We start from the raw sequence: 25711 nt of genomic DNA, 5'->3' as shown, positions 1-25711 counted from the left end.
GCCACACCAAAGAAATTTTATCCAATGAATCGTTATACAAACGTTAATGAAAAGTTAAAAAAATGACTTTCTGATCGATTTATACGTATTTGCAGATGTGAAAAAAAAAAACTTTGGGGTCTGGTGGTTTGCTTGGTGGTGGTACTGCTGAGCCTTTTGGTCTTTCAAGTCCATTGGCTACTCACTTCCGCACAGCTCAAAGAAGACCAGTTTCGTCATCGGGTGACACTGGCGCTATGCTCTGCCGTAGAGCAACTGGGCAAGGACAAGAAGGTTTGCTCAGCCGTCGCGTCTTGTTCAGTAAAGCAAGGAGGAGGTTTGGTAGAGTTTGTAGGTGTACAAAACGGAGGTGAGATAAAAGGCACGATAAATGAGCAGTTGCAACACTATCAAATTGATATACCCTTCGATGTGACCTTATCAAAAGCCAAAACAAAGTTAGGGTATGTGCAGGCCAAAATGCCCAACACTAAGAATGCATCGATCCACATAGACTTTCCTTCGAAGCAGGATTTCATCCGATCCGAACTTAACGGTATGTTTGTCACTTCCTTTTTGCTTATAGCTACCCTGATTGTAATCTGTAGTGTCACGCTTCAATGGATGTTTAGGCAGCGAAAAATTCAGATGGATACGGTGGATTATATCGACGCTATGAGTCATGAGCTGAAGACACCAGTCAATAACATTTCTCTGGCGTTGACCATGTTAGGTAAAAAATTGAATGACGATGATGAAAGAGTCAGTCACTATTTAAGTGTGGCTAAAGAAGAAAATCAATCCTTGCAAAGCAAGATCAATGCAGTGCTCGGTACAGCTGAGCTTGAAAGAATCTTAGATAATCAGACTCAGGAAATTTGCGATTTGCATGATTTGATTGAATCAACTATTCAGCGTCTATCCGTGAAAATGGAAGAAAGAGCAGCAATTATTACCACAAGCCTTCAAGCACAAAAAAGCGAAATTATTGGCGACCGCAATGAGCTGATCAATGTATTGATCTGTTTGCTCGACAATGCACTTACCTATGTGGAGAACAGGCCTGAAGTGCAACTCGAAACAACCCATACCGATCAATGGATCAAATTGAGAGTATCGGACAACGGAGTAGGTATTCCCAAAGAGTTGCACGGTCAAGTGTTTGAAAAATATTTTAGGAAAGAAAGCGCTCCATCAGGTTATGGCGTAGGTTTATTCGTGGTGAAGAAAACCATTCAACAATACGGAGGCACGATTGGTTTGGAAAGCCAGCCTGGAGAAGGGAGTACATTTACTATAGAACTACCCTTGGCGCCATGAAAGCAATGAATCCAAAACTACTGCTGGTAGAAGACGACAAACATGCCGGAGCACTTATCCGAGATTTGCTGGAGTCTGAAGGGTTTGTGGTGACTTTAGCTCAGGACGGAGAGCAAGGCATTCGGGACTTTCTTGGAGCAAAGTTTGATTTGTGCATACTCGACTGCATGTTGCCAGGCATGGATGGATTCTCATTGGCTCAATTGATCAAATCGAACCACAGCAGGATGCCGTTGCTCTTTCTTACTGCCAAGTCTATGAAAGAAGATATATTGAAGGGTTTTGATCTGGGTGCTGATGATTATCTCACCAAACCTTTTGACCCCGATGAATTGATTTGCCGAATACGAGCCATATTGAAGAGAAGTAGCAACGGACATCATAAAACAGAAAATAGCACAGTACATATTGGCAGCTTTTCATTTAATCCCAAAAACCAAAGTTTAACCCAATTCGGGAAAATTAAGCGATTGACAAAAAAGGAAAATCAGGTGCTACAGCTGATGACGAATAGTCTAAATGAAATCGTGAGTAAAGAAGAAATACTACTGACAATATGGGGCGCAGCCGATTATTTTACCGGACGTAGTTTGGATGTATTTATAGCTAAGTTGCGCAAATATCTAGAGGAAGATCCAACTGTTGAGATCGAAAACGTCCACAGCGTGGGGTATATTTTGAAAGTGAATTGAGAAGGCCTCTACACCTCAAACAATAACCGTTTGCTTTTTTTCACTTCCTCTAGCTGCTGCAGGTCAGGGAAGGATTTTTCAAACCACAGCGTTACCGTTTTTCCGAACAATGTGTTGAATCCATCCTGTAGTTGGCAATAATTGTCAGCATAGTGGATGGTTGAAATATTGCTGTCAAACCGCACCAAAAAATGAATTTGGTCTTTTTGCAACGTAGGGTTGTCAATGACCGACAGTTCTTTCACCTTGTGTTTGGAACAAAGCTCCTTTACCTGATCAATATGTTTGGCTACTTCTATCAACATTTGCTTTCAAAAGTAGCAAAGGGATAAGACAAGAGTAATACCTAGTAATCGGTATTTTTAATTCTCCCCAATCACCTCAAACCTCAAATTCAATTCCTGCCCTTGGCCATCTAGCAGCTGTAGCTCATGGAGGCCAGGCGTTGTAAACAAGCCGAACTGATGCACGCGATTGGTGCTGCCTAGATATAAGCCATCCAAATGCCAGAAGATGGTTTCTTTGGTATCGCTGTGAGCCGCTTCAAAAACGGTCTGTCCATAAGTGCCATCCAGTTCTTTGGGGATGAATACTTTGGCGTTGGCTTTTGGGTAAATCATCTCTAGCGTGGTTGTTTTTGATGATTGGTCACAACCAGCCAGAAATTTTGGTGGGCTTTGATAATCGGTGTTGTATTGGCGATAGTACCAGGACTGGACAGGAGGCAGTGTAAACCAGCCTTTATGCACCATTTGATCTACATCATAACAGGAGCTGTTGACCTGGTAGCGTTCCGTTTGGTCCAAATGTATCAACTGATGAAAGCGGCATGCCCCGGTATTTTCAACCATAAGTGGTAGGGAGACTTCTTCTGTGTTTTCACAGTTGGGGTTAGCTTTTTGTCCACTTGCTTGACAAATCTGAAAGACTTGCGTTTCGCTGGTAGGTACTTCCAGAAACGAATTACTTGTGAGCTGTTCGAACATCTGAAACATCAAAGGTGCTGCGGCCTTGCCTCCAACTAGCCCAGGTCGACCTTCTCCATCGGCATTGCCTATCCATACGCCTACGGCGTATCGGCCATTCAGCCCAATGGCCCAGGCATCTCGAAAGCCAAAGCTCGTGCCTGTTTTCCAAGAGATGGGCGTGGAGGACCGGAACTGCTCCCAGCCGGCAAAGTCATCCGGTCTGTGCAATCCCTTCATGGCTTCCAGCATCGCCCAAATCGAAGCGATACTGAACTCCTCGCTGTTTTGCATGGTGGCCAAAGGTTTTTTGGGCTGATCGATGAGATATTGATGATGGAAATAGTTGTCCGTATGGTAACGATCATTGATAGATTGGCCAAAGGAGTTTCTATATACACGGTAGAGATTGGCGTACATATTGACCAACTCCCAAAGACTAGACTCAGCCCCACCCAGAATCATGGACAAGCCATAATGGTCGGCCGACTGATCCAAACTGGTCATGCCAATTCGTTGTAGTTTCTGGTGAAAATTTTGATAGCCAAGTTCCTTCAAAAGCATAACAAAAGGCAAATTTAGTGAGCGGGTCAGTGCCTCATCGGCATGCACAGCTCCCCGATATTGTAGATCGAAATTTTTAGGCGCAAAGCCTTCGAAAAAGACAGGATAGTCACCCAGCAATTGCTTGGGAGTGATCAATGCCTGGTCGATGGCCGCGGCATATAGAAAAGGCTTGAGCAAACTGCCTGTACTTCTTTTGGCCTGAATGATATCTACCGAGGGGCTGTGAATTTCTTCCGTAGCTACATTGCCTACATAGGCCTTGGTTTCACCACTCATGAGATCCACCACCAGTACGGCCCCATTGAAAACATAATTGGCATTCCAGTTTTGGAGATGGTTTTCTAAGAGTCTGGTTGCCGTGTTTTGCAATCGTAGGTCTAGGGTCACCCGATTGCGCTGCCCTTTATGGCCGTCTTTGACCAATTGGCTCAGTAAGTGTGGGGCTAGTTGGGGCAAGTCGTGTGGTTGACCGGGTAGCTCTTCAGCCATGGCCAACTCCAAAGTAGTGGCATCAAACACGCCCTTTTCGTGCAGCTTGGTCAATAGAAAGTCTCTTTTGATTTTAAACGCGCCTTCGTTTTTTCCCGGAAATATGATAGCTGGTTGATTGGGTAGAACAGCCAGTCCGGCCGCTTCCGCCCAGGAGAGTTGCTCCGGGGCACGATTGAAATAACGCCACGAGGCCGCGGTGATGCCCACTACATTTCCACCGAATGGGGCATGGCTGGCATAGAGATTTAGGATTTCCTTTTTGGAATAAAACAGTTCCAATTTCAACGCCAACAGTGTTTCGAACAATTTTTGAAAGATCGTTCTGGGTTGATTTCCTCTGGCCATTCGGATGACCTGCATGCTGAGGGTACTACCCCCTCGCTTTATGGTTCCTGACTTCACGTTGGTGATCAATGCCTTGAAAAGTGAAACCGGGTTGACGCCAGGGTGCTGGTAGAAGTATTCGTCTTCGAAATGAAGTAAGGCAGTTTCAAATTTTGTGGGCAAGCTATCCACCATAGGAAATCGCCACTGTCCGTCATCTGCTATTCTTGCCCCTATGAGTTGCTCATCCTCTGACTCTATAGTGGTGGTATAAGGATCATTAAAAAGCGGGTCTGGTAACGGCAAGCACAAAAACAAAACCGAGCTGAGCAGCAAGAGCTGCACGAATCGGTTTTTAAAGATTTTTGTGATTTTGTTTTTCATTTTTGACTGCGTCATATCGAGCGACAAAGGAGCGAGATATCCCCTGCGGATGCTCCGGTGATCCGTCTCCAAAAGAGCTGAAACCCGAGTCTTCGCTGCTTGAACCAAACGGATTCCCTGGATAAACCGGGGAATGACGTTGGGTGGTGATAGGCCATGGTTCGAGTCCTCACGAACCCAACTCACTCCCTCACATTCACCCACTGCCCTGCTGTCCTAGCATAGATCGAATTGTCGTACATCGCTTCTACAGCTACTGCCGGTAGATAAAACTTGCCTTTGTAAGAAGCATTGAGTTTCACCTCGAAGGTCTTCTTTTCACCGGGCTTCAAATCAAAGTACTGCATCACTCGATCGTCTCGAATATCGAGGTAGTCGGGCTGATCTCCGCTTCCTGCATCGGGCGTATCGTTCAAGCGGCTGTTGATGATTTCCCATCCTGACGGGAAGATTTGTGTCAATGCCAGATCCTTATATTCTCCTCTTACGCCTGGATGATGTATAGTCACCTGCGCGGTAAAATTTGTGCTTTGATTCAAATCAGAAACCGTCAAAGTCTTTCCATTTTGATCTTTGTAGCTCACGTTCATTTTGATGTTTTGAGCGCCAGCAGTTTCATTTCCAACCAATGGAATTCCTGTTCGGATGATTCGTGCGTATAGCGGCGAAGTGCCCTTGTTTTTAATAATCACAGGCTGTGATTTTTCTTTCTCATCAATGAGAATTTGTGTGACGTACTTTCCTTTTTGGAAACTCGCCACTGCACTGCCTACGTTCACTTCAAACTCCACAGCTTCATTCAATTCCGAACCCTTGGTGTAGCTCGCTATGGCCACCAAACTATATGCCGTAGTCTGCGTGCTCATCCATCGGTCTTTGTCTCCCATGTGCTGAGCTATTTCTTCGAGTATAGCATAAGCTTCTTCTTTTCTCTCGAGCACGGATAGCGTTTCCAATATCATGGCACGATCACGAAGTCTGGAACCATAGGTATAGGAGGGTCCTTCGTATTTTTCCACGGTTTGAGATAAACCGTCTATCATCGTTTCCGCTGGACCTTTGTGTCCGGCCAGGGCATACGCCAAAGCCAATCGCCATTTAGCTACCGAGCTAATATTATCCATTTCCTTCATGCGGTTCATTGCGCCGAGTGCTTTTTCATCAGCCAGTGTTAGCGTATAAAGTCGGTAGGCTTGAATCAAGTCATTGTCTCTTCGGCCTCCTTTCGACCATTGATTGGCCTGACGTTTTTGGAACTTGGCCCATCGGCTGAGCAGTCCCTCTGGTACGGCATATCCTTTCTTTTTGGCTTCGAGCAAAAAGTGTCCCGCGTAATTGGTGCCCCAGTCGTTTTCCTCTACCTGACCCGGCAATACGCCATACCACCATTCGAGGTTTGGAAACTACCCAAGCGTTGAATGGCAGCCTTGATGTTGGCAGCGATCTGCTTTTTGCGTTCTTCAGAGAGTTCGACAAATTCTTCCAGATACAGTTGCGCAAAAACGGAAGAAGTGGTTTGCTCAATGCAGCCATGTGGATATCTGATCAAATACCTGAGCCTTTGCTCCAAGTTTAAAGAAGGCAATGAGGAAAGCTCAATCAACCCTTCATTGGTACCGATCATGCCCAGTGGCTCGTAGCTTGCATTCCAGCTTTCGTTAGCCGAAATGAGTTGGTCGAGCACATCCACCATTTCAGGGTTAGAGGCACGTACATCGAGTTCGATCTCATGGTTGGAAGTGATGCTGCCTCCCTTGGCGCTTACACTGACCTTACCAAACCCAAGAGCCTCAGCGGCCTTCACTCCGAAATAAACTACCTGCTCACCTGGTTTGTCAAAAGATATGGTCTGGTTCTTTTGACCCAAGATTTTCAACTGCCCTTCTTCCTTCACGGAAACGCTCACTTGTTTAATTTTGGCATCATTCACAAAAACGGTGATGGGCAAATCCATTTCCTCACCAGGTCCTGCTACTCTTGGCAAAGTAGCCAATACCATTACTCCTTGTTTCACTGCAGTAGTCTGCTCTACAGAGCCATAAGCACCTTCGTGCGCGGCGACCACCATGGTACGCACACTGCCCACGTACTGCGGCATCGTAATTTCGTGAGTGGCGGTTTCTCCTGCCTTTAATTGAAATGGTCCGAGGTACTTTACCACAGGTTTGAAGCGGTTGGCCTTTTTGGCATCTTGCCCCTCTAATGGTGCATCTCCCCCAATCGCTAATAGTCTTTCTAGTTTTCCACCATAGGCGCCAATCACATCATCATACAAATCCCAGGTTTTAACACCCAAGGCTTCTCTAGCATAAAAGGTTTCCCAGGGTGATGGTGTTTTGAACTTAGTCAGGTCTAAAATACCGTCATCCACCATCGCCACGGAGTAGGCCATTGTTCTGCCATTTTGTTCACTTACTTTCACCTGAAAGGTCTGCTCTGGATTCAATTCCTTAGGCATGGCGATCAGTGGTTTCAATGTAGTGTTAGGGTCCACTACTTTAATGGACTGAACACCGTACATTCTAATTGGCAGGTCGTTGGCCGTTTGTGCATGGGGCTGGATTAAGCTAATATGTGCATACACATTCGGCGACATGTCTGAAGTAGCTTCAAATTGAATGGCCGTAGATTTTTCCTCGGTTTCCACCCAAAAGGATTGGATGATTTTTTTGCCTGTTTCTAAACTGACCAAGACTCTTCCTCCTTTAGTACTTGGGAAGGTCAATTTTACCTGTTCGCCTACTTTGTAATCTTCTTTCTCTACTTCGAAGTTGAGCATACTCACGCCTCCGGCGTCTCCGCGTTTGCCTTTTCCTGCCCAGCCCGGCCAGTCCACATAGACCACCTGACCCGCGCTATGACCTGATTCCGGGTCGGTTACCTTCACATAATATCTGCCCCAATCTGGATATTCAATTTTCAAATCCCATTTGCCCTCGCCATTTGAAGTGTTGATCGTAGTGCTTTGTAGCGGCGTATTGTATGACCTGCTCACATAGTTGCCAATGTTGTCGTAACTGTTGTCCCACCACCATCGCCAGTCGAGCTTGTACAGTTCCACCTCTACATTACGTCGGCTCACAGGTTGCCCTTTGGCATCTACGGAGACAATTCGGATGTTGTGATCTTCATCTGTTAGCAGCATGTCTCGCTTGTCGCCCTCAGGTGCTTTTAATCCTACAAATGAGGTGTATGGATAATAGGGAATGCTCACTTGGTCGATACTGAAATTGCCACCTTCTTCATAGACTTTACCGCTGAATGTTGCTCTCAGTGCACCTGGAGGATTATTTTCTACATATAAGTCTAAGTTCACTTTGGCGAACCCATTGGCGTCTAGTCTACCGGAGAATACTTCCTGCCTTTCGGCATAAAAGTATTTCGACTCATCGTCGAAACTGAAGCTCGGGTAATCTTCGAAAGTGGTTTTGACGGGAGATACGAACATTTCGTATTCGGCTTTGAGCCCACCGGCGGTTGCGCCATGCAGCCATTTCACATTGAGGTCTCCGGATATCGTTTCGTCTAAGGCAGTCAACCGATCCTTTTTGAAATCAAGATCTATTTTCAAACGGTTGGGTTTGATGGTTTCTATTTTTAGATACTTAGAGAAAGTGGCACCTCCAGCTTTGACCACTGCCTGCCAGTTTCCCGTCGGTGCGTCTGCGGCCGTGGATAGTTGAAAAGCGTACATGCCAGAAACTGATTCTGTCTTTACAACTTTTTTGACTTGCTGTCCTTGTGGGTTGTTGAACTCCAGAACCACTGGATAGCCTTCAGGCAAAACATTCTCTTTGTCTTCTAAGATGAAGGTGAGATAAATGTCATCGCCTGGGCGCCAAACACCTCGCTCGCCATAAATAAAGCCTTTGACGCCTTTCTGTATTTTCTGACCAGTCACGTTGAAATTACTGAGCGACAATGAAGAGCCATCATCTATTTTGAGATAACCCATTTGATTTCCCGATTTGGCAACAAGTAAAAATGGTTTGCCTTTGATCTTGATTTTGGCTTGTCCGTCCTTATTGGTGAAGCCGGAACCAATGGCTTGTTGTTGGTAATCATATACCGCCAGATTCACATCGGAAAGTGGTTTGGTGTCGAGCATATTGGTAGTGAACACGTGGAGGTCACCGTGATCGCTTCTTTTCGCCATCAAACCTAAGTCGGAAGCTAAGACCAATTTGGTTGGCAGACTTCTATACATGTAATACGAATCGTGACAAGGATTTTCTCTTTCGCGCCAGTCGTAATTGTTGTAGGAATAATAGTTTTCATAACTATCCCAATTGCTGCTTTCTTCTGGATTGTCCCAGTTGTCGAGATTTTCTAATTCTCCTTCTTCAGCGTTTGGACAGAAGTAAGCTGATTGTCCTTTTCGGAATCCCAATTTGATTTGGTACATGGCTCCAGGTTGCACTTTGGTAAATTCAGCAATGTCCAGCGTATATCGGTTCCACTGGTTCAAGTCGGTGACGCCTGTTTCCAATAGGTTGATCGTTTTTCTAGCCACGGGACGACCTACTCTGTTCAACTCATATTCGTCACCCATGCTGTTGACTTGCAGGTATTGCAGGATGTTGTCTTCAAATATTTGAACGACGGTTACGTCTACCGCCTTTAGACCGACTGCCTCAAAGGGGATGATTAGACCTTCAGAATTAGGAATGATGGTGCCGCTGTTGGTGGCCATTCTTACGTCTGGTTTGGCCTGAGTGAGTTCTAGTTCTTTGGTGAAATCTTCTTTGAGTGTATAGCCAGCTGAGTTCTTGATTTTGGAGAAAATCTTAAGAGAAACGCTTCCTTCTACTTCGGCAGTTGGGTAGAGTTTTAGTTCGTTTTGGTCAATGACATACCTGGGTTGGTTGCTGCCTAGGGTGATGAACCCTTTAAGGTTCTGTTTGGGCATCAGTGGGTCTGAAAACAGTACAGAGATATAATCTTGCGCACCTCGAGCAATGTTAACTGAAAGCACCTTGTAGTCATTGATAGAAGGGATTTCATAATTCAAATCGTCTGATTCTTTGACTCCAATTTCGGTGCCATTCCAGGCGATGTTTACTGGGCTTGGCTTTTCATCTCGTTTTACACTCTCGATGATAAATGAGTGGCGCGTAGGAGAGGTATGTGTCCAGGTGATGGACAGATTAGTTTGACTTTGAGTGGCGCTAAGAATCTGCTCTACTGCTTTGCTGTCTACATCGTCTGCGGTTTGCACTTGCCCATTCAATTTTACCTTGGACAAATCTTTGGAATCATACAAAGCCATGCCTAGCATTTTGACTTCAAAATTTTGTGGGATGATGCGGAAGGCAAATTCAAATTCGCCTTTGTCTTTGGAATCTGGCAGGATTTCAGCCAGATCGAATTTGGCACTATAACTGGCTCCACTTTGTAGTTTTTCCTCCGGCTCGAAGATAATGGTTCGATTGTCTTCCCAATAAGCTTTGCCTTTGAGGCTAGGTTCAAAGGCAAACAAGTCTGCAGTGACTTCAGTGCCTGGCTTGATCTCTTCCAATGGCTTGGCCATTTTTATTTTGATTTTAGACTGGGCAGATATGACACCTGAAGTGTAGGCTGAGATATAATCTACAAATAGGCTTTTGGCTTGATCGAAGTTTGGGCCTTCTATTTGATTGTCTTTTTTTGAACAGCTAAAAATGACTAGCGCTGCCGTGAAGGCGAGGAGGATTTTTTTCATGGTGGTTTACGATAAATTATAGGGTTATAAAAATAGGGGATTGGAATTGAAACTAGGTGATTAACATTTCCAAAGTTCAAAACTCTGGAAATGTTTGGAGGTTTGCTGGTCACAAGACCAACCAGGGGGAGGAAAATAGGGGTCTTGGTTTGCTCATCCGTTAAAGGTTTTACTTAAATTGAAGCACGTATTTTGCAATTATTTGATGTTAAAATAAAGCGCTATGTCCAAGATCAAGTCAATCGTAGTTCTTTTTCTTTTGTTGTTTTCAGTAATAGTGAATGCACAGCCTAATAATCAGCCATTCTCTTATTTAGACAAGCTGGAAATTGAAGGATATAAGGAGAAGTACTTGCTTGTAGAATTAGATAAGTCAACAGTTTACAATAAAAAACGGAAGAACCTGGATAAGGATAATCCCTTCTTTGCCGAAGAGTGTGAAGGTGAGTCAATGACTTTAGTCGCTATTTGCAAAATCGATTACAATTCCGAGAAAGAATATGCTATTGTATTTAGTACTTGTCCTGGTCCAGAATTTGTTATTTATAACTCCGAAAACCCAAATGAAATCATAGGACAAATTAATGCAGATAAGTTATATGTAAACGGTAGTGGAAAATTGTATTCCTCAGGAGGGGAAGGAACTTTTGATGTAAGGAGAAAATTTGAATTCATTGGGGGTAAACTAAAACATGTTGATCAGCCGATGTACTATGTTGGTTTGAAGAGTAAAACAATGAAACCGATTACAGTTTATTCAACAACTAAATTAGAAACTATAATAGCGAAACTTCCTGCCAATTATGAAATAGAAGTGTTGTTGTCAAAAAAGCCATTTAATCAAACAAGAGCCTTATACTTAGTAAAAACGGGCTTTGGATTGGTCGGGTGGTCAACATTGACAGCAGGCCAATACAAAGCAGTAGACGTGAAAGGGTTAGTTTATGTGGGAGACTAATATTGAACATTCTGCAAAATTTATATCCGACTGATTATAAAAATGAAAATAGGATTTCTCTCGTCACCTCCCTCTCGTTCGACTCGTTAGAAATGACAAAAAAGTAGAGTTCCTCTTCTAGTCTTATTTGTCTAATTTTGCCGTCCAATAATTTTGGCGCAAGCCGCTCATAATAAGTACACAAAGGATGGAATTGAATGCACTCACGGCGATCTCGCCAGTAGACGGAAGATATAGAAGACATACGGCTCAGTTGGCTGAGTATTTTTCTGAATTCGGATTGATCAAATATAGAGTTCACGTGGAGGTGGAGTACTTCATTGCACTTTGTCAGCACCCGTTGCCACAGTTGAAAGATGTGGATTCTTCTGTATTTGGGAAGTTGAGGCAAGTCGTAGTGGAATTCTCTGAGGCCGATGCGCAGGCGATCAAAGACATTGAAAAAACCACCAACCATGATGTGAAGGCGGTTGAGTATTTCATCAAAGGAAAATTTGATGACTTGGGGCTGGCCGATCATAAAGAATTTATTCACTTTGGGTTGACTTCTCAAGACATTAACAACACCGCGATTCCATTGCAATTGAAGCATGCGATCAACGAGGAATACCTGCCATTGATCAATAAAATTACAGACACTTTGATGGGCTTGGCTGAAGAGTGGAAAGATATTCCTATGCTGGCCAAGACGCACGGACAGCCGGCTTCACCAACCATGTTGGGCAAGGAGATTCTAGTATTCCATGAGCGATTGACGCAGCAGATCAACATGCTGGATGGGGTAAGATATGGCGCCAAATTCGGAGGTGCTACTGGTAATATGAATGCCCATCACATTGCCTATCCAGAAGTCAACTGGATCAAGTTTGCTAACAATTTTGTAGATAACACACTCGGCCTTAGAAGAAGCTATCCTACCACTCAGATTGAGCACTATGATGATATGGCGGCTTTGTTTGATAACCTAAAGAGAATCAATACGATCTTGATTGATTTTGCTCGTGATATCTGGCAATACATCTCTATGGGCTATTTCAAGCAAAAAATTGTGAAAGGCGAAGTAGGTTCATCTGCCATGCCACACAAAGTAAATCCTATTGACTTTGAAAATGCTGAAGGCAACTTGGGTATTGCGAATGCTAATTATGATTTCTTATCAGGGAAATTGCCTATTTCAAGGTTGCAAAGAGACTTGACTGACTCGACGGTACTGAGAAATGTGGGTGTGCCTATCAGTCACTCATTCATTGCCTTAAAGTCGCTGGAGAAGGGCATTGGTAAGTTGGAATTGAACCAGCATGCCATTGAGTATGACTTGGATCAGAACTGGGCGGTAGTCTCTGAGGCCATCCAGACCATCTTGAGAAGAGAAGCTTATCCTGAGCCGTACGAAGCTTTGAAAGCCTTGACTCGTGGGAATCAGGAGATCACGCATCAGGTGATTAAGGACTTTGTAGATACGCTGGACGTTTCGGATGAGTTGAAGAAACAGCTGAAATCGATTACTCCGTTTAATTATACTGGGATTAACCCTTTAGGGTAAATCCCCTGGCCCCCTTTTTCTAAGGAGGAAAACTCCCTCTTGGAGAAGAGGGATGAGGAAATTGACCTGCCGAAATCATTGCGGTACTTGTATCTGATACAGCTGCAGTATTTTCTGGAGGATCGCGGGACAGGCCCACGAATAGTTACAATTATCCCCGTCTGTCGCCGCTCGTCATGGCGCAGGCTTTGAAGCGTTTGTTGACGGTGGCTTTCCACCATGGTCCTTTGGTAAAGAAAAGTATAGTTTTTGTTGACGTGTTGGTTTTAAATCTACGCCACCAGGGACCGAAGCCAGGCTCAGGCCTGTGTTCTATACCATATTCGAAGCCCATCTTGTGGGTGACTTGTAAGGCACATGGATTGCCAAATAGTACCTTTCCTCCATCTTTGACATAAATGTAGCGATAGGATTTTTCCTCGGGGAAGTTGCTTTTTTTATTCTCTTTAACCTTCTTGTTTACCTTTCGGGTAGGCAAATCCTCTTCTATGGGGTTTTGTGCTAAAGCACCAACACTTCCTAAAAGCATCCCTACAAAGACAAGAAAAAGAAAAGGTTTCATTTTCAGATTAATCAATTAACAGGACAAGATATAAACTGAATGGCAAAGAAGTTAGTGCGTTAGAGGGAAATTATTCCTTCGATTTTTGAGGCTTCTTTATAATGCCCAATAATTTCATCACTGGAGGCTGCCATGACTTTGACAGTGGTGCTTATATATTTTCCTCCGCTTGATGGTTTCTGCACTACCTCATGTTTTGGAAATAGCTTTTCTATTTGCTCTACCTGTTCAGGCTTCACAATAAACTTATAGACATATAGCGTTGGGAAGCTATGTGTATTGTCTAATTTTTCTTTGAAGGAGTCTGTTGAATAGTCCATATAAACGAAAAAAGTCCCGAGGCTGTCGGGACTTTAAATTTAAAATTTTATTGACTAAAAGAACTTATATCTTTCGTCTTTGATTTCTGCTAGCTCTTTAATCGTTTCATCTGTGCTATAAGCAATTCGTCCCTGACGCTGCTGCAACACTTGAGTACGGTAAGACTCGTAGTCAGAGATTTCGGGTGCTTCTAGTTTGTTCACCATTTCAATGATTAATACGCCATTGTCAACAGCGAAAGGTTTTGTGGTTTCACCATTTTCCATTGAGAATGCCACACCTACTGCTTCCGGAGCCAAACCAACACTCTTCAATGAATTGCTGCTCAATTTAAGTGCTGGCATGTTGTATACTTTTGCACCTTCTCCATATCCGGCTGCTATTTCATCCATTGTTCCAGACAAGCCATTTAGTTTTTCAGTAATGATGGCAGCTTTCTTTTGGTCTCTTACCTTTTTTGTTACTTCAAACCTTACAGACTCAAGGTCAGCAGGACCTTCTTCTTGCTCTCCTGTAATTACTGCAACTACATATTGATCATCAATTTCGAATACATCAGAAACATCACCCTGACTCGCTGTATTGTACGCCCAGTATACAATACTTCGTCCTTCAGCTATGCCAGTGATTCTTCTATCGTTCTTACGAACTCTCGCAGCTGTTCTGATAGACAAACCATTTTCTTTAGCGGTAGATTCAAATTCTTCAATGTTTGAAGCATTCAAAGCGAATTGCTCGGCATCCCTATAAAATTTGTTTCTGGTTTCGTCACTTACAAAAATCTCTAAAGCTACTTTAGCGATTTTGTAGACTACGTTTGTTTTGGTTTCAGTAACATCAATAATGTGGTAACCAAATTGTGTTTCTACAACATCTTTTAGCACGCCTTTTCTTGATGCACCATAAACAGCTTCTTGAAACGGTGCAACCATGGCCCCATCTGAGAACCAACCCAAGTCTCCACCTTTAGAAGCAGTACCATCAGTGCCGTGCAGTCTAGCCATTTCAGCAAAGTCCGCACCATTCTTGATTTGTCTCAAAACATCTCTAGCTTCCTTTTTAGCTTTAGCTTTTTCCGCATCACTGTCGCTTGCCCATTTGAAAAGAATATGGCTTGCTCGAGCAGAGTATGTATCGCTCGGTCTCATTGTGGCTACTTTGTAGATCACATAGCTTCCGTTTTCTACTACTGGACCTACGAATGCTCCGCTTCCCATCACTACGTCTTCTCCTTGAAAAACAGAAGGAAGCTGTCCTGGTGTATAATTTCTGAAAGCATCTGAAGCATCAGAATTAACAACCGCAAAAGTTGAATCATTGTCCGTGCTGATCAATTGCTCCTTAAGCTGCTCAATTTGCTCAACAACCATCGCTGTGTCGTCTGCAGATGGTACAACGTCAAAAGAAACGTACTTCAGAGACTTAGACTCTTCTCTCTGGTATTCTTTTTCGTTTTCGCTTAGATAAGCGTTCAGTTCACTATCTGAGACTTCGATAGCTGTGTCTGCCATAGATAAGAATGGAACATACACATAGTTGATTTCGGCAGTATTTGATTCGTTCTGATACTTGTATTTAGCTTCAGCTTCGGTAGCGTAGTTAGTTTTGATCAACAAGTTGTCAAACTTTAATCTCAGTCTGCCCTTTCCAAGATTCTGCTCAAAATTCACCCAATTGGCTCTTTGCTGTGGGGTTCCTTGGTTTTTTAAATTAACAAGATAAGATGTTACAACATCTTCATCAAATACTCCCGTTTCAGGATTTGTAAATGATTGTACAATTTCAGGTGCTAGATTATCCCCTTGAACCATATCCTTCATTTCGTCCTCTGTAACATCTAGACCAATGGTATTGAATTCATTTTTGAATGCATACTCAGCAACAAGTGCATCCCAGGTGAGGTTTCGAATCCCTACTAAATCGTTTGAGGTTGGTGTACGTCTGTTAGACTGGGCCCAGTTGTACTCTATCTCGTCTTGCTTGGCAAGAAAGTCCTGATAGGAAATTGTAGTGCCAGCGATCTCGCCAACATTGGTTTTGGAATTGCCAAGTAAAGTTGAATTTGGGCCTAATAGGTCAGCACCTACGAATGCCACAATTGAAAATCCAATAAGGAAAACAATGATCTTACTCCCCTTCTCTCTTAGCGTATTTATTGCTGCCATTGTATAAAATTGTTTAAAACGAAGCGCAAAATAAGCAAGACTGATGTTAATATCAAAACTTTTCCTATGCTTAGGAAATTGATTGTCACGGAGTTAAGTTCGGAGGGTTTATTTTTAAGCGAACCTTTTCGATTCTGGCTTCTTCCATTGAGAGTATTTCAATGGAAAACCCCTCTATTTCAATGATTTGGCCTTTTTTTGGTAGATTTTCATTGATTGACAAAATTAAACCCCCAAGTGTGTCGAAATCACCTTTAGGGAGAACCCAACCATAGGTTTCATTGAGATACGTGATTTCTTGCCGAGCGCTCAGGATGTATTCCTGATCATTGAGTTTTTCTTCCAACAAATCGCTCTCATCATGTTCGTCATGTATCTCTCCAAAAATCTCCTCAATAATGTCCTCGATACTCACAATTCCAGATGTACCACCGTATTCGTCTACTACCAGTGCTAGAGTCTTGTGATCAGTAATCATCTGGAGCAATAATTCATTGGCCGCCATGGTCTCTGGCACGATGATAATTTTGGTTAGGATGCTTTTGATGTCTGAAGGTTTTTTGAAAAGCTCAAGAGAGTGACAATAACCAATGACATCGTCTATTGATTCGTTGTAAATGATGATTTTTGAATGACCGCTTTCAATAAACTGATTGTTCAGCTCCTCCATAGTTGCATTGACATCTATGGCAATGATTTCTGTGCGAGGAATCATGCACTCCCTTACCTTCACGGTTTTGAAATCAAGTGCATTATTAAAGTATTTGGTATCTACATCCTGCTCGGCCTGGTCTATTCGGTCGTCTGCTATTTTCTTGATGTAGTTGTTGAGGTCGGTTAAACCAAAAACTGGAATTTCATCTGAGTAATTAAGGCGGAGCAGTTTTACAATAAAGAATTTGCTGGCGAAAACTATGAGAAAAACTGCTGGGCTAAGGAAATAGTAAATAACTAAAAACGGTACAGCCAAAAAGGACAACAGGCGATAGGGGTTAACCAAAAAAATACTCTTTGGAATGTATTCCGCCGTGAAGAGAACAATGATTGTTGAAATTATGGTTTGCAGCAATAGAATCAACAAATCATTAGAAAACTGCGCTGGAAGCACTTTAACCAACCAGGGATCGAGCAACATGGCCATGAAAATACCATAGACCACTAGGGTGAGGTTATTGCCAATCAAGGTAGTGGCAATAAAGTTAGATGGTTTACGTGCAAATTTAGAAAGCACTCTGGCAGACAACGTTCCTTGTTGTCCTTGCAGTTCTATGTGTAATTTATTGGTTGTGATGAATGCAATTTCCAAACCTGAAAATAGAGCGGAAAAAACAATACAGATAATTATTACACTTATTAGAAATGGATCCATTTGACTATTTCTTGTCCTTTCTTAATTTGTATAAAAGTATAAGAGAAATACTTACCATAAAAATCCAATAAGAGTGCATGAAGCCGAGTGTCATCGTTTGGTGCAAACCGATGAGAAACAGCGCTGCCGAAAAAGTCAGAATAATGATTTGCAAAAGACTCATAGTGTTTATTCTACTGATGTGTTTGGGGTTGGCATAATTGACATAACCCCACTTGGTTTTAGTATGGTATATTCTTCGAAATCCTGACTGGCCTCCAGGCCTTCCCCTGTCATCACTTCATCTTGGGTTTTAATGGTTACAAAGTTGTCGGTATATATCTGTTCCTTTTCTGGATCCCAGTTTAGCAGTTCCGTGGATAACTCGTCCCCAGAAAAAAGACTCCTCATAATTACATTTCCCTCTGCCTGGTAATAGTCTTCTTCTGAGAAGTAATAGCCTTTGTCAGCCACAAGAGTGGAAGTGACCAAGCCAATAGGGCTATAAAACCTTAGATAAATACCATCTGGAAAGTCACGATCTTCATTAGGTAGCACCAACTGAGTGCGTGCGACTAGACGAAGCTTGATGATGGCCGAGTCTGATACAAGCATATCAATATTACGCATGGCCACTTCCGGGCCATCGTAGATTTCATGATCTACTTTTTTCTGCTCTTTGCAACTAGCAAATAAGCCTATCAGACAAACAATAATCCACACTTTATTCATCGAAGCAAAAGTCATCATTTATATAAAAAGAAAAAAGCACTCCAAAGGGCTTGTCTCCTCCAGAGTGCTTTTTATCAGTAAAAATTTCTTTGCTAGGGTCTTCTTTCGAGAACAACTGTTTCGTTGATCCAACAACCAACAGTCATAGACTGACCTTCAGTTAGTCCAAGTTCAAAAATCTCTTCAATAGAAGGAAATTGTTCTTTTGCTGCTGTCATGGCCTTAGAATCTCCTGCTCTCTTAAACTGGTTATATGCGGCAATAAACACCAAACGATCATCTACCTTACTTACTCCAGCTCTACATTCATTGTAGCTATGCATATATAAATTGCCTATTATTGAGTAGGCCTTGGTTGCTGAAGGGTCGTTGGCCAAAGCTTTTCTAGCACTGGTTCTAGCCGCTGACTTGTTTCCATTCGAGGCATACATCTGGGCCATGCTTAGATAAATTTCAGATTTTTTCAAGTTGTCTTCAGTAAGCTCTAGTGCTTGATCGTAATATTCTCCAGCCTTACCCATATCTCCTGATGAAGCATGCTTCATTGCGATGACTTTTGCCAACCCAAAAGCAGGTTCGCTACTGTAAACCAACTCAGCAGCTTCTACGAAAGTAGGGCTGTCTGAACATTTCGCTGTTAGCATAAGTTGAAATACTTTCTTCGCCATTTTAGGGTCCTTACTTTCTCTCATCTTAGGAGCAAGCTTGTCTTCCACAAATGCGCAGTCTACAGTTACAGTAGCGGTTAAAAGTTTGTCCACGTTGGCTTGAATTTTTTCCAATCGAGGAACGTTTCTGCCTTTAGCAATTTTTCCATCTATTACGTCAGAAATCATTCCGTATCTATCGATTACTTCTTCGTCTGTGATTGCACCTCCACTCAGCTTGTATCTCCTCACCACATCCATGTAGGCCATCAAGTTATTGTCCAAAGTCTTTTCTTTGTTCAACTCGAAGGTTTTATCGAAAAGGGTCATTAGCTCTTGATACTTTGATCTGGTACCCTTATAATATTTGTATGCTGAGAATGCTTTTCTATTTAAGACGTTTGCTTCATCACCAAAATATTTGATTCTTTCATCATACATTTTTAGTGCTTTCTCTTGGTATTCGAGCTTCTTTGCAGCGTCCTTTTCTGCATCTACAAGGCCCTCATAAATTTTGGCACCGTTGATGTATAAAGATTTGTTAAGGTCTGGGCAGTTGTCCAACAACCACTGATGCGGTTCTACAGCTGTTGCAAATTGTTTGCTTTTTACCGCATCAACGTAAAGTGCATTTTTTTCTTTGGCCGTCTCTACGTCTTCAGGCCATTTCCACCCCTGCTGTGCAATTGAGATCGTATTTATCGCAATAAATAATCCTAATAGTACTAGCTTTTTCATATTTTCTAATTTTAATAGTCTTTCCCGTTTTAAAAAACAGCCTCAAAGCCGATTGAATTTTACAAAAGAAAGCGCAACATAATAATTAATTGTATTTTCTTCTAACAAACCAACGATCATTGATCGTGGCGCCCAGCACAAATTTGAAGTACTGCTCCTTCACAAGAGTGCCATCTGTTGCCCCTCGTTGACCATATTTAAAGGCCATGTTGACTGCGGAAACTCCTTTTACCGGTAAAGACCAGCCAAAATTGATGCCAAAATTATTTAGCGTTTTCCCTGATATCACATAGGGTTCTTGTTTGAAGTCGAGTCCGAGTCTATATTTAATTCTTTTTATGTAACTATTTACATCGTTGTATTTGGGTGTTATTTCGAACCCTAATCCCACCGTCCATGTACTTCTGTACTCTTCACTATCACCAGGTAAGCTGGGGTCGTCAAAGGTAAATCCAGCTGTTTTATTCCAGAATGATCTTTTTATATCTATTCCTATGCTGAGTTTATTTAATTTTTGCCAAGAGAACCCAATCCCTAATTTTGTCGGAAGGTGGTAGTATCCTGTAGCTCTGTCTATAAGCGTGTCTCCCTTTACTGTAGCTCCTGTGCTTGACTCTACTTCAAGTCGTTCCGACCTTTTTCCATTGATATCTCCTCCGAGATCATAAATTGCACCGAAATTTAAAAGGTCATTATCTGTTATTCTTTTACTGTAGGACACTCCTAAGCCGAAATCAAAACTTGAGTAATTTGTTTTTTCGTACACTCCAGTTGGGAATTGTTGGGTGATCCCTTCTCCTTCAAGAAAGGTAGTATTCCTTGATTCTACCAAACCAAACAAGTAAGACATCCGAAGTCCAACAGATAACTCTTTGGTCAGACGATAGCCATTTGAAAAATAGACTTGATTGATTCCTCCACTCCCTTCAAAGTCTATCAGAGCATCTACATTGGTACCAGGCACATCTTCACGAGCTGAAAAGCTATAGTTGACAGAGCTATATGGCATGAGGCCTATGTTTGAGGTCCATTTTCCATTAATTATTGGGAACGCAAAAGTCAAATATTTGAAGCCACCAGATCCTACTTTGACCGAATTGAAGCTATTGGAAACGGTTCTATTTTCTGCTTCAACTCCTATCTCAAAGACTGTAAGAGAATTGTAAACTAGTAGGGCAGGATTCATATTATTGATGTGCCACACCGACGGGGAAGCAATTCCGACACTTCCCATTGCGGCATTGTTCGAAAGACTCATGTCATTCAAATCCCCGATTCCAATGGCGGAATACGGAGAGTAACTGTGTTGTGCTAAAACAAATTTGCAGCTTAAAAAAGCTGCAATAATCATCATCCATTTAACTCTTCTCATTGTACTCCAATATCCTGTTCAATCCGATCAACACCAATTTAGGGGATGCAAAGATGGTTGCTTTTAATTTAGATTCAAAACTATTTGCAGCTCTGCCACACATAATGACTTCTAAATCAGACCATTTGGACTGATAGCGACTTATTATACCATCAATTTCGGCAGAAATACCATTGATGACACCGCTGACCATGGCTTGCTCAGTGGTTTGTCCAATCAATGTGGCTGAATCGTATTTGGAAATAAGAGGAAGTTTTTTGGTATAGTCATTCATGGACTTAAACCTTAGATCAACCCCTGGGGAAATACTACCTCCATGGTATAGGCCGTTTTTGTCTAAAAAATCATAGGTAATACAAGAGCCAATATCTATCACCAAATTGTTTTTCCCTTTATTTATACATTCAGCACCAGCAAGCGCGGCAATTCGATCCACCCCAAGTGTGCTTTTTGTTTTATAATGATTTTCGAAGGGAATAGGTGTGCTGGCATCTAAAATAAATATCTTATGATCAGGTAACCGGTCAATCACTTTGTTTTCATTGCCGGTGACAGAACTAGCAATGATATGACTAGGACAATGTTTTTTGACCATATGAATGGCATCATCCAAATCTTGAAATATCCAATCTTCTTTCAACAACCCCGCTCGAAAAAGGCCAACTTTGATGAAAGAGTTGCCGATATCGATGGCTATATTGAGAGTGTCTTCGTTCATGTTTGATGGCGTGGGTTATTGTACTTTTTCTATACTGTGAAATTAATGGGAGAACTTATTACGTACAATAATTGTAAAATATTAATACTACACGTTTGGTTTTATCTGAACAGATAATATCTTTATTACATTGTTAAGAGCCTGCTATGAGAAGATTTAAAAATTTACATCTTGAAACTAAAATGATCGGTTCAGATTTAATATAATTGCCCTCATTTATTCTTTAGCAGTATGTACAAATATTTGGTGCTTTTTATTTTGTTGAGTTTTACCCTGAAGGGGTATGCTAGCAATATAGAATCCAATAATTTGGAAGCCAATGCTGTGGCGGTCAGTGCCGTTTCCGAGAGCTTGGTAGAAGTGGCAAGTGATGACGCGCATCATCATGCGCCTTCGTGGAGTGTCATTCCATTTGCACTGCTACTCATTATGATTGCTACTGGCCCTCTATTCTATGAGCACTTTTGGCACAAAAACTACCCGATTGTTGCCTGTGTTTTAGCAGCATTAGTTGTGCTTTACTACCTGTTTGGTTTGCATAATGTTCATGCACCCGTTCATGCCCTAGCAGAATATGTCCAGTTTATCGCCTTGCTGAGCGGTCTTTTTATTGCTTCTGGAGGTATCATGATTGAAGTGGATAAGGAGGCCAAGCCGATAACTAATGTGATCATATTATTGATTGGAGCTCTTATTTCAAATATTATAGGAACAACAGGGGCTTCGATGCTTTTGATCCGTCCATTTATACGACTGAACAAAAATAGAATTAAGCCTTACCATATTATCTTCTTCATTTTCATGGTAAGTAATATCGGAGGCTCGCTTACTCCAATTGGTGACCCACCATTATTCCTTGGGTTTCTTAAAGGAGTGCCATTTTTCTGGACGCTGAAGTATAATTTGCTGCCTTGGATTTTTGCTTGTTTGGCTTTGGCTGTTGTATTCTATTTCACAGATAAAAAGAACAAATCAGACTACAGTTTTGGTGAAAGTACACATCAACCATCAAATACAGTAACTTTCGTTGGCACTAAAAATTTCCTATGGTTGGCAGTTATTGTCGGAGCTGTTTTCCTGGATCCGAATGTATTGGATTGGGTGCCAGCTATTCATTATGATGGACAAAAGTTCTCATATATTAGAGAGATCATTATGCTTACTTCTGGTTTTCTGTCTTACAAATTTGCTGATAAAGAAGCTCTACAGTGGAATGAGTTCAACTTTGAACCTATTCGAGAAGTCGCCTTTATTTTCATTGGTATCTTTGGTACGATGATGCCTGCGCTGGAACTGGTAGGAAACTTTGCTCAATCAGATGCAGGGGCAGCTATGATTACCCATAACACTTTGTATTGGGGAACTGGGCTACTTTCTGGTTTTCTCGACAACGCTCCAACTTATATAAACTTCTTGACTGCGGCACTGGCATCACAAGGTGGATCAATCACAACTATGGCTGATGTTGTAGGGTTTTCTAACGGTGAGTTTGTAAACTCTATACTGTCGTTGAAGGCCATATCCGTTGCTGCCGTATTTTTTGGATCCATGACCTATATCGGAAATGGACCTAATTTCATGGTAAAGTCAATTGCAGAGCAGGTGGGAATAAAGATGCCATCATTTTTTGGCTACATCATTAGGTTTTCTATTCCTATCCTACTTCCACTATTTGTGATTGTGTGGTTGGTATTCTTCTATTGGGGAATACTCTAAACTAAAGCGCCAACATTTTTATAGCAGTAATAGCTGCTTCGTCCCCTTTGTTGCCATGTTTGCCTCCAGCTCTATCCGTCGCTTGCTTTTGATTCTCTGGGGTAAGCACACCAAAAATCACAGGCTTGTCATATTTAAGAGAGACGTTGGTGATACCATGGGCAACAGCGTCGCAGATGAAGTCGAAGTGTCGAGTTTCACCTTGAATCACACAGCCAAGACAGATTACGGCATCTACATCATCCCTTTGAGCCAGTTTTTGTGCACCAAGGCTAAGCTCAAAACTTCCTGGAACATCAACTCTTACAATATTGTTAGGCTTGGCACCATGCTGTTTTAATGTTTCAATCGCTCCATTGTAAAGAGACTCAGTAACTTCCTCATTCCATTCCGACACTACTACTGCAAATGTCTTGTTAGAGATATCAATTACATTTTTGGAACTGTAGTCACTTAGGTTTTTAAGGTTACTTGCCATGGGTTAATTTTTATTTTGAAATAAAAAAGGGAAAGGTAAAAACCCATCCCTTTCAATTATGTTTTATGTCTAGGCTTAGTTAGCCAATCCTTCAAGTCTTGCCAATTGTTTCACTGACTCTTGATATTCTACCACACCGTAGAAGTCGTCCACAATTGTTTGGTAATTATCTTTTGCAGAATTTAGGTTACCTGCTTGTTCATTGGCAATAGCAGCTTTCACCAAATAGGTTGGACTGAATTGTTTGTTTGCATTATAATCAGCGGCCTTTTCGTATTGAGCAGCAGCTTCTGCATAATTACCCAATTCCATTTGAGCATCTCCAATAAGGGAGTAAGCCCGAGCTTGAATGATGTAATCAGAGGCACTGAATGCACTTAGATATCTTACAGCATTTTCGAAATCTCCAAGTTTAAGGTATGTAGCACCAGCATAGTAATTTGCTAGATTGGCGGCATCGGTCATACCATATTCACTAATGATTTCCAGGAATCCATAGTTGTTTCCGTCTCCATTCAACGCTTTGCCAAGACTATCTGCTTCAAAGTAATATACTGCTTGAAACATATCTCTCTGAGCGTTATCATTTTGTCCCTGGATGTAGTAGTTGGAGAACATGTATCCAACGATAGCTACTACAATGATACCTGCAACAACAGAAACTAAAGTTTTATTTTTCTCGATAAACTGCTCCGTTCTTGAGAACTGCTCAGCAATTGCTTCCGGATTCTCGAACAAGTCGTGATCGTGATCTTCCGTGCTTTTTTTCTTCTTTGTCATTCTATTTCAAAAATTCTGACCGCAAATGTAGCAATATTTTAAAATCAATACTTATTGCCACAAATTATATCCATGATTAGTCTTCCAAGAATGGGTAAGACGGATCTGCATACACATCTGTGTAAGCATTTTCAGCTGCAGGATATGCTGATTCTTCAGCAAACTTTACGCAAAGGCTAACTTCTTCCTTTACTTTTTGGTCAATTGTTGTTAATTCGTTTTCTGTCGCCAGTTTCTTGGTAAGGATCTCTTTTCTAACCATTTCCACCGGATCTTTTTGCTTATAAGACTCTACCTCTTCTTTGGTTCTATATTTGGCAGGGTCAGACATCGAGTGACCCTTATATCTATAAGTTCTCATTTCTAAGAGCGTTGGACCATCTCCTTTTCTAGCTCTATCTGCCGCTCTAGCCACTGCATGGTGTACATCTATTACGGACATACCATCTACTGATTCAGAAGGCATTTCGTAAGCACTACCAAGTTGGTCAAGGCCAGTTACATTCGATGTTCTTTGAACAGATGTACCCATGGCATAGCCATTGTTCTCTATTACGAAGATTACAGGAATCTTCATAGTCATAGCCATGTTCAATGCTTCGTGAAAAGCCCCTTGTCTTACGGCGCCATCTCCCATGTAGCAAATACAAAGCTTACCGGTATTGTTATATTTTTCAGCGAAAGCGATTCCAGCACCTAATGGGACCTGACCACCAACAATGCCGTGTCCTCCAAAAAATCCATGCTCTTTATCAAAAATGTGCATTGACCCCCCTTTGCCCTTGGAAATACCTGTTTCCTTGGCAAAAAGCTCTGCCATGATTTTTTTAGGGTCTGTTCCTAAAGCGATTGGATGCGCGTGATCTCTGTATGCAGTAATGTATTTATCTCCTTCCTCGAGTGCACTAACGGCGCCGGCTACACAAGCCTCCTGACCAATGTATAAGTGACAAAATCCCTTAATCTTCTGCTGACCGTAAAGCTGACCCGCCTTCTCCTCAAACTTTCTCATCATCAACATGGACTCATACCATGTCATATAGGTTTCTTTAGAGAATTCGTTTTTGGATGTTGCTTTTGATTTCTTTTTTTCTTTTACACTTGCCATTTCAAAAGTTATTTAAGCGGTTTGACTGAATTAAGTACTTTGGGATTGTCGTTTCGCTCGTTTTTACGAACTGCGAAATTAGTTAAATTAGTAGTTACAGC

General features: G+C 42.0%; 20 protein-coding genes. 5 read left to right on the top strand and 15 right to left on the bottom strand.

Features of this window, described 5'->3' with window-relative positions:
• Positions 1 to 135: 135 nt before the first annotated feature.
• A complete protein-coding gene (locus tag ACO6S2_RS02200) occupies positions 136 to 1299 on the top strand; it encodes a sensor histidine kinase (protein ID WP_422360881.1) in 1164 nt (387 codons plus the stop codon).
• Positions 1296 to 1991, top strand: coding sequence for a response regulator transcription factor (locus ACO6S2_RS02195; protein ID WP_422360880.1), 696 nt, complete (start codon positions 1296 to 1298; stop codon positions 1989 to 1991). Before ACO6S2_RS02200 ends, ACO6S2_RS02195 begins: the two co-directional genes overlap by 4 nt.
• Before the next feature lie 8 nt (positions 1992 to 1999).
• Here ACO6S2_RS02195 and ACO6S2_RS02190 read toward each other — a convergent pair whose 3' ends face one another.
• From ACO6S2_RS02190 to ACO6S2_RS02175, 4 genes are all read right to left on the bottom strand, one after another.
• Positions 2000 to 2296: a hypothetical protein gene (locus ACO6S2_RS02190; RefSeq protein ID WP_422360879.1), complete on the bottom strand. Its 297-nt coding sequence runs from the start codon at positions 2294 to 2296 to the stop codon at positions 2000 to 2002.
• Between the two features lie 57 nt (positions 2297 to 2353).
• Positions 2354 to 4723: a penicillin-binding protein 1C gene (gene pbpC, locus ACO6S2_RS02185; RefSeq protein ID WP_422360878.1), complete on the bottom strand. Its 2370-nt coding sequence runs from the start codon at positions 4721 to 4723 to the stop codon at positions 2354 to 2356.
• Positions 4724 to 4905: 182 nt separating this feature from the next.
• The gene (locus ACO6S2_RS02180) at positions 4906 to 6096 is read right to left on the bottom strand and encodes a hypothetical protein (protein WP_422360877.1); all 1191 of its coding nucleotides are present in this window, start codon (positions 6094 to 6096) and stop codon (positions 4906 to 4908) included.
• Positions 6081 to 10424, bottom strand: a complete 4344-nt coding sequence (locus tag ACO6S2_RS02175; protein ID WP_422360876.1) for an alpha-2-macroglobulin family protein — start codon at positions 10422 to 10424, stop codon at positions 6081 to 6083. The genes ACO6S2_RS02180 and ACO6S2_RS02175 overlap by 16 nt, the downstream gene beginning before the upstream one ends.
• A gap of 223 nt (positions 10425 to 10647) precedes the next feature.
• Between ACO6S2_RS02175 and ACO6S2_RS02170 the strand changes: the two genes are divergently transcribed.
• The gene (locus ACO6S2_RS02170) at positions 10648 to 11382 is read left to right on the top strand and encodes a hypothetical protein (RefSeq protein WP_422360875.1); all 735 of its coding nucleotides are present in this window, start codon (positions 10648 to 10650) and stop codon (positions 11380 to 11382) included.
• Positions 11383 to 11569: 187 nt separating this feature from the next.
• Positions 11570 to 12925 (top strand): adenylosuccinate lyase, encoded by a 1356-nt coding sequence (gene purB, locus ACO6S2_RS02165; protein WP_422360874.1) that lies wholly within the window; start codon positions 11570 to 11572, stop codon positions 12923 to 12925.
• A gap of 151 nt (positions 12926 to 13076) precedes the next feature.
• On the opposite strand, the gene ACO6S2_RS02160 is transcribed toward purB, so the two are convergent.
• The 8 genes from ACO6S2_RS02160 to ACO6S2_RS02125 form a co-directional block, all read right to left on the bottom strand.
• Positions 13077 to 13487 carry a hypothetical protein gene (locus ACO6S2_RS02160; protein WP_422360873.1) on the bottom strand — a complete coding sequence of 137 codons (411 nt, stop codon included), beginning with the start codon at positions 13485 to 13487 and terminating at the stop codon, positions 13077 to 13079.
• Positions 13488 to 13546: 59 nt separating this feature from the next.
• Positions 13547 to 13807, bottom strand: coding sequence for a DUF493 family protein (locus ACO6S2_RS02155; protein WP_422360872.1), 261 nt, complete (start codon positions 13805 to 13807; stop codon positions 13547 to 13549).
• 54 nt (positions 13808 to 13861) lie between these two features.
• Positions 13862 to 15973 (bottom strand): peptidylprolyl isomerase, encoded by a 2112-nt coding sequence (locus ACO6S2_RS02150; protein WP_422360871.1) that lies wholly within the window; start codon positions 15971 to 15973, stop codon positions 13862 to 13864.
• Between the two features lie 85 nt (positions 15974 to 16058).
• The gene (locus ACO6S2_RS02145) at positions 16059 to 17342 is read right to left on the bottom strand and encodes a hemolysin family protein (protein WP_422360870.1); all 1284 of its coding nucleotides are present in this window, start codon (positions 17340 to 17342) and stop codon (positions 16059 to 16061) included.
• Between the two features lie 168 nt (positions 17343 to 17510).
• The gene (gene lptC / locus ACO6S2_RS02140) at positions 17511 to 18053 is read right to left on the bottom strand and encodes an LPS export ABC transporter periplasmic protein LptC (protein WP_422360869.1); all 543 of its coding nucleotides are present in this window, start codon (positions 18051 to 18053) and stop codon (positions 17511 to 17513) included.
• A 92-nt stretch (positions 18054 to 18145) separates the two neighbouring features.
• Positions 18146 to 19438, bottom strand: a complete 1293-nt coding sequence (locus tag ACO6S2_RS02135) for a hypothetical protein (protein WP_422360868.1) — start codon at positions 19436 to 19438, stop codon at positions 18146 to 18148.
• Between the two features lie 85 nt (positions 19439 to 19523).
• Positions 19524 to 20810 (bottom strand): hypothetical protein, encoded by a 1287-nt coding sequence (locus ACO6S2_RS02130; RefSeq protein ID WP_422360867.1) that lies wholly within the window; start codon positions 20808 to 20810, stop codon positions 19524 to 19526.
• On the bottom strand, positions 20797 to 21528 hold the full coding sequence (locus ACO6S2_RS02125) for a type III pantothenate kinase (protein ID WP_422360866.1): 732 nt from the start codon (positions 21526 to 21528) through the stop codon (positions 20797 to 20799). Before ACO6S2_RS02125 ends, ACO6S2_RS02130 begins: the two co-directional genes overlap by 14 nt.
• Positions 21529 to 21759: 231 nt before the next feature.
• Between ACO6S2_RS02125 and ACO6S2_RS02120 the strand changes: the two genes are divergently transcribed.
• Complete coding sequence (locus ACO6S2_RS02120) at positions 21760 to 23244, top strand: sodium:proton antiporter (protein ID WP_422360865.1); 1485 nt, start codon at positions 21760 to 21762, stop codon at positions 23242 to 23244.
• A 1-nt stretch (position 23245) separates the two neighbouring features.
• On the opposite strand, the gene ribH is transcribed toward ACO6S2_RS02120, so the two are convergent.
• The 3 genes from ribH to pdhA form a co-directional block, all read right to left on the bottom strand.
• Positions 23246 to 23722, bottom strand: coding sequence for a 6,7-dimethyl-8-ribityllumazine synthase (ribH, locus tag ACO6S2_RS02115; RefSeq protein ID WP_422360864.1), 477 nt, complete (start codon positions 23720 to 23722; stop codon positions 23246 to 23248).
• Between the two features lie 75 nt (positions 23723 to 23797).
• Positions 23798 to 24502 carry a cytochrome C biosynthesis protein gene (locus ACO6S2_RS02110; protein WP_422360863.1) on the bottom strand — a complete coding sequence of 235 codons (705 nt, stop codon included), beginning with the start codon at positions 24500 to 24502 and terminating at the stop codon, positions 23798 to 23800.
• A gap of 76 nt (positions 24503 to 24578) precedes the next feature.
• Positions 24579 to 25610, bottom strand: a complete 1032-nt coding sequence (gene pdhA / locus ACO6S2_RS02105; protein WP_422360862.1) for a pyruvate dehydrogenase (acetyl-transferring) E1 component subunit alpha — start codon at positions 25608 to 25610, stop codon at positions 24579 to 24581.
• Positions 25611 to 25711 lie beyond the last annotated feature (101 nt).

The organism is Reichenbachiella sp., assembly GCF_965233835.1.
In the GTDB taxonomy this organism is placed as follows: domain Bacteria; phylum Bacteroidota; class Bacteroidia; order Cytophagales; family Cyclobacteriaceae; genus Reichenbachiella.
This window is presented reverse-complemented; position numbering and strand designations above follow the sequence as displayed.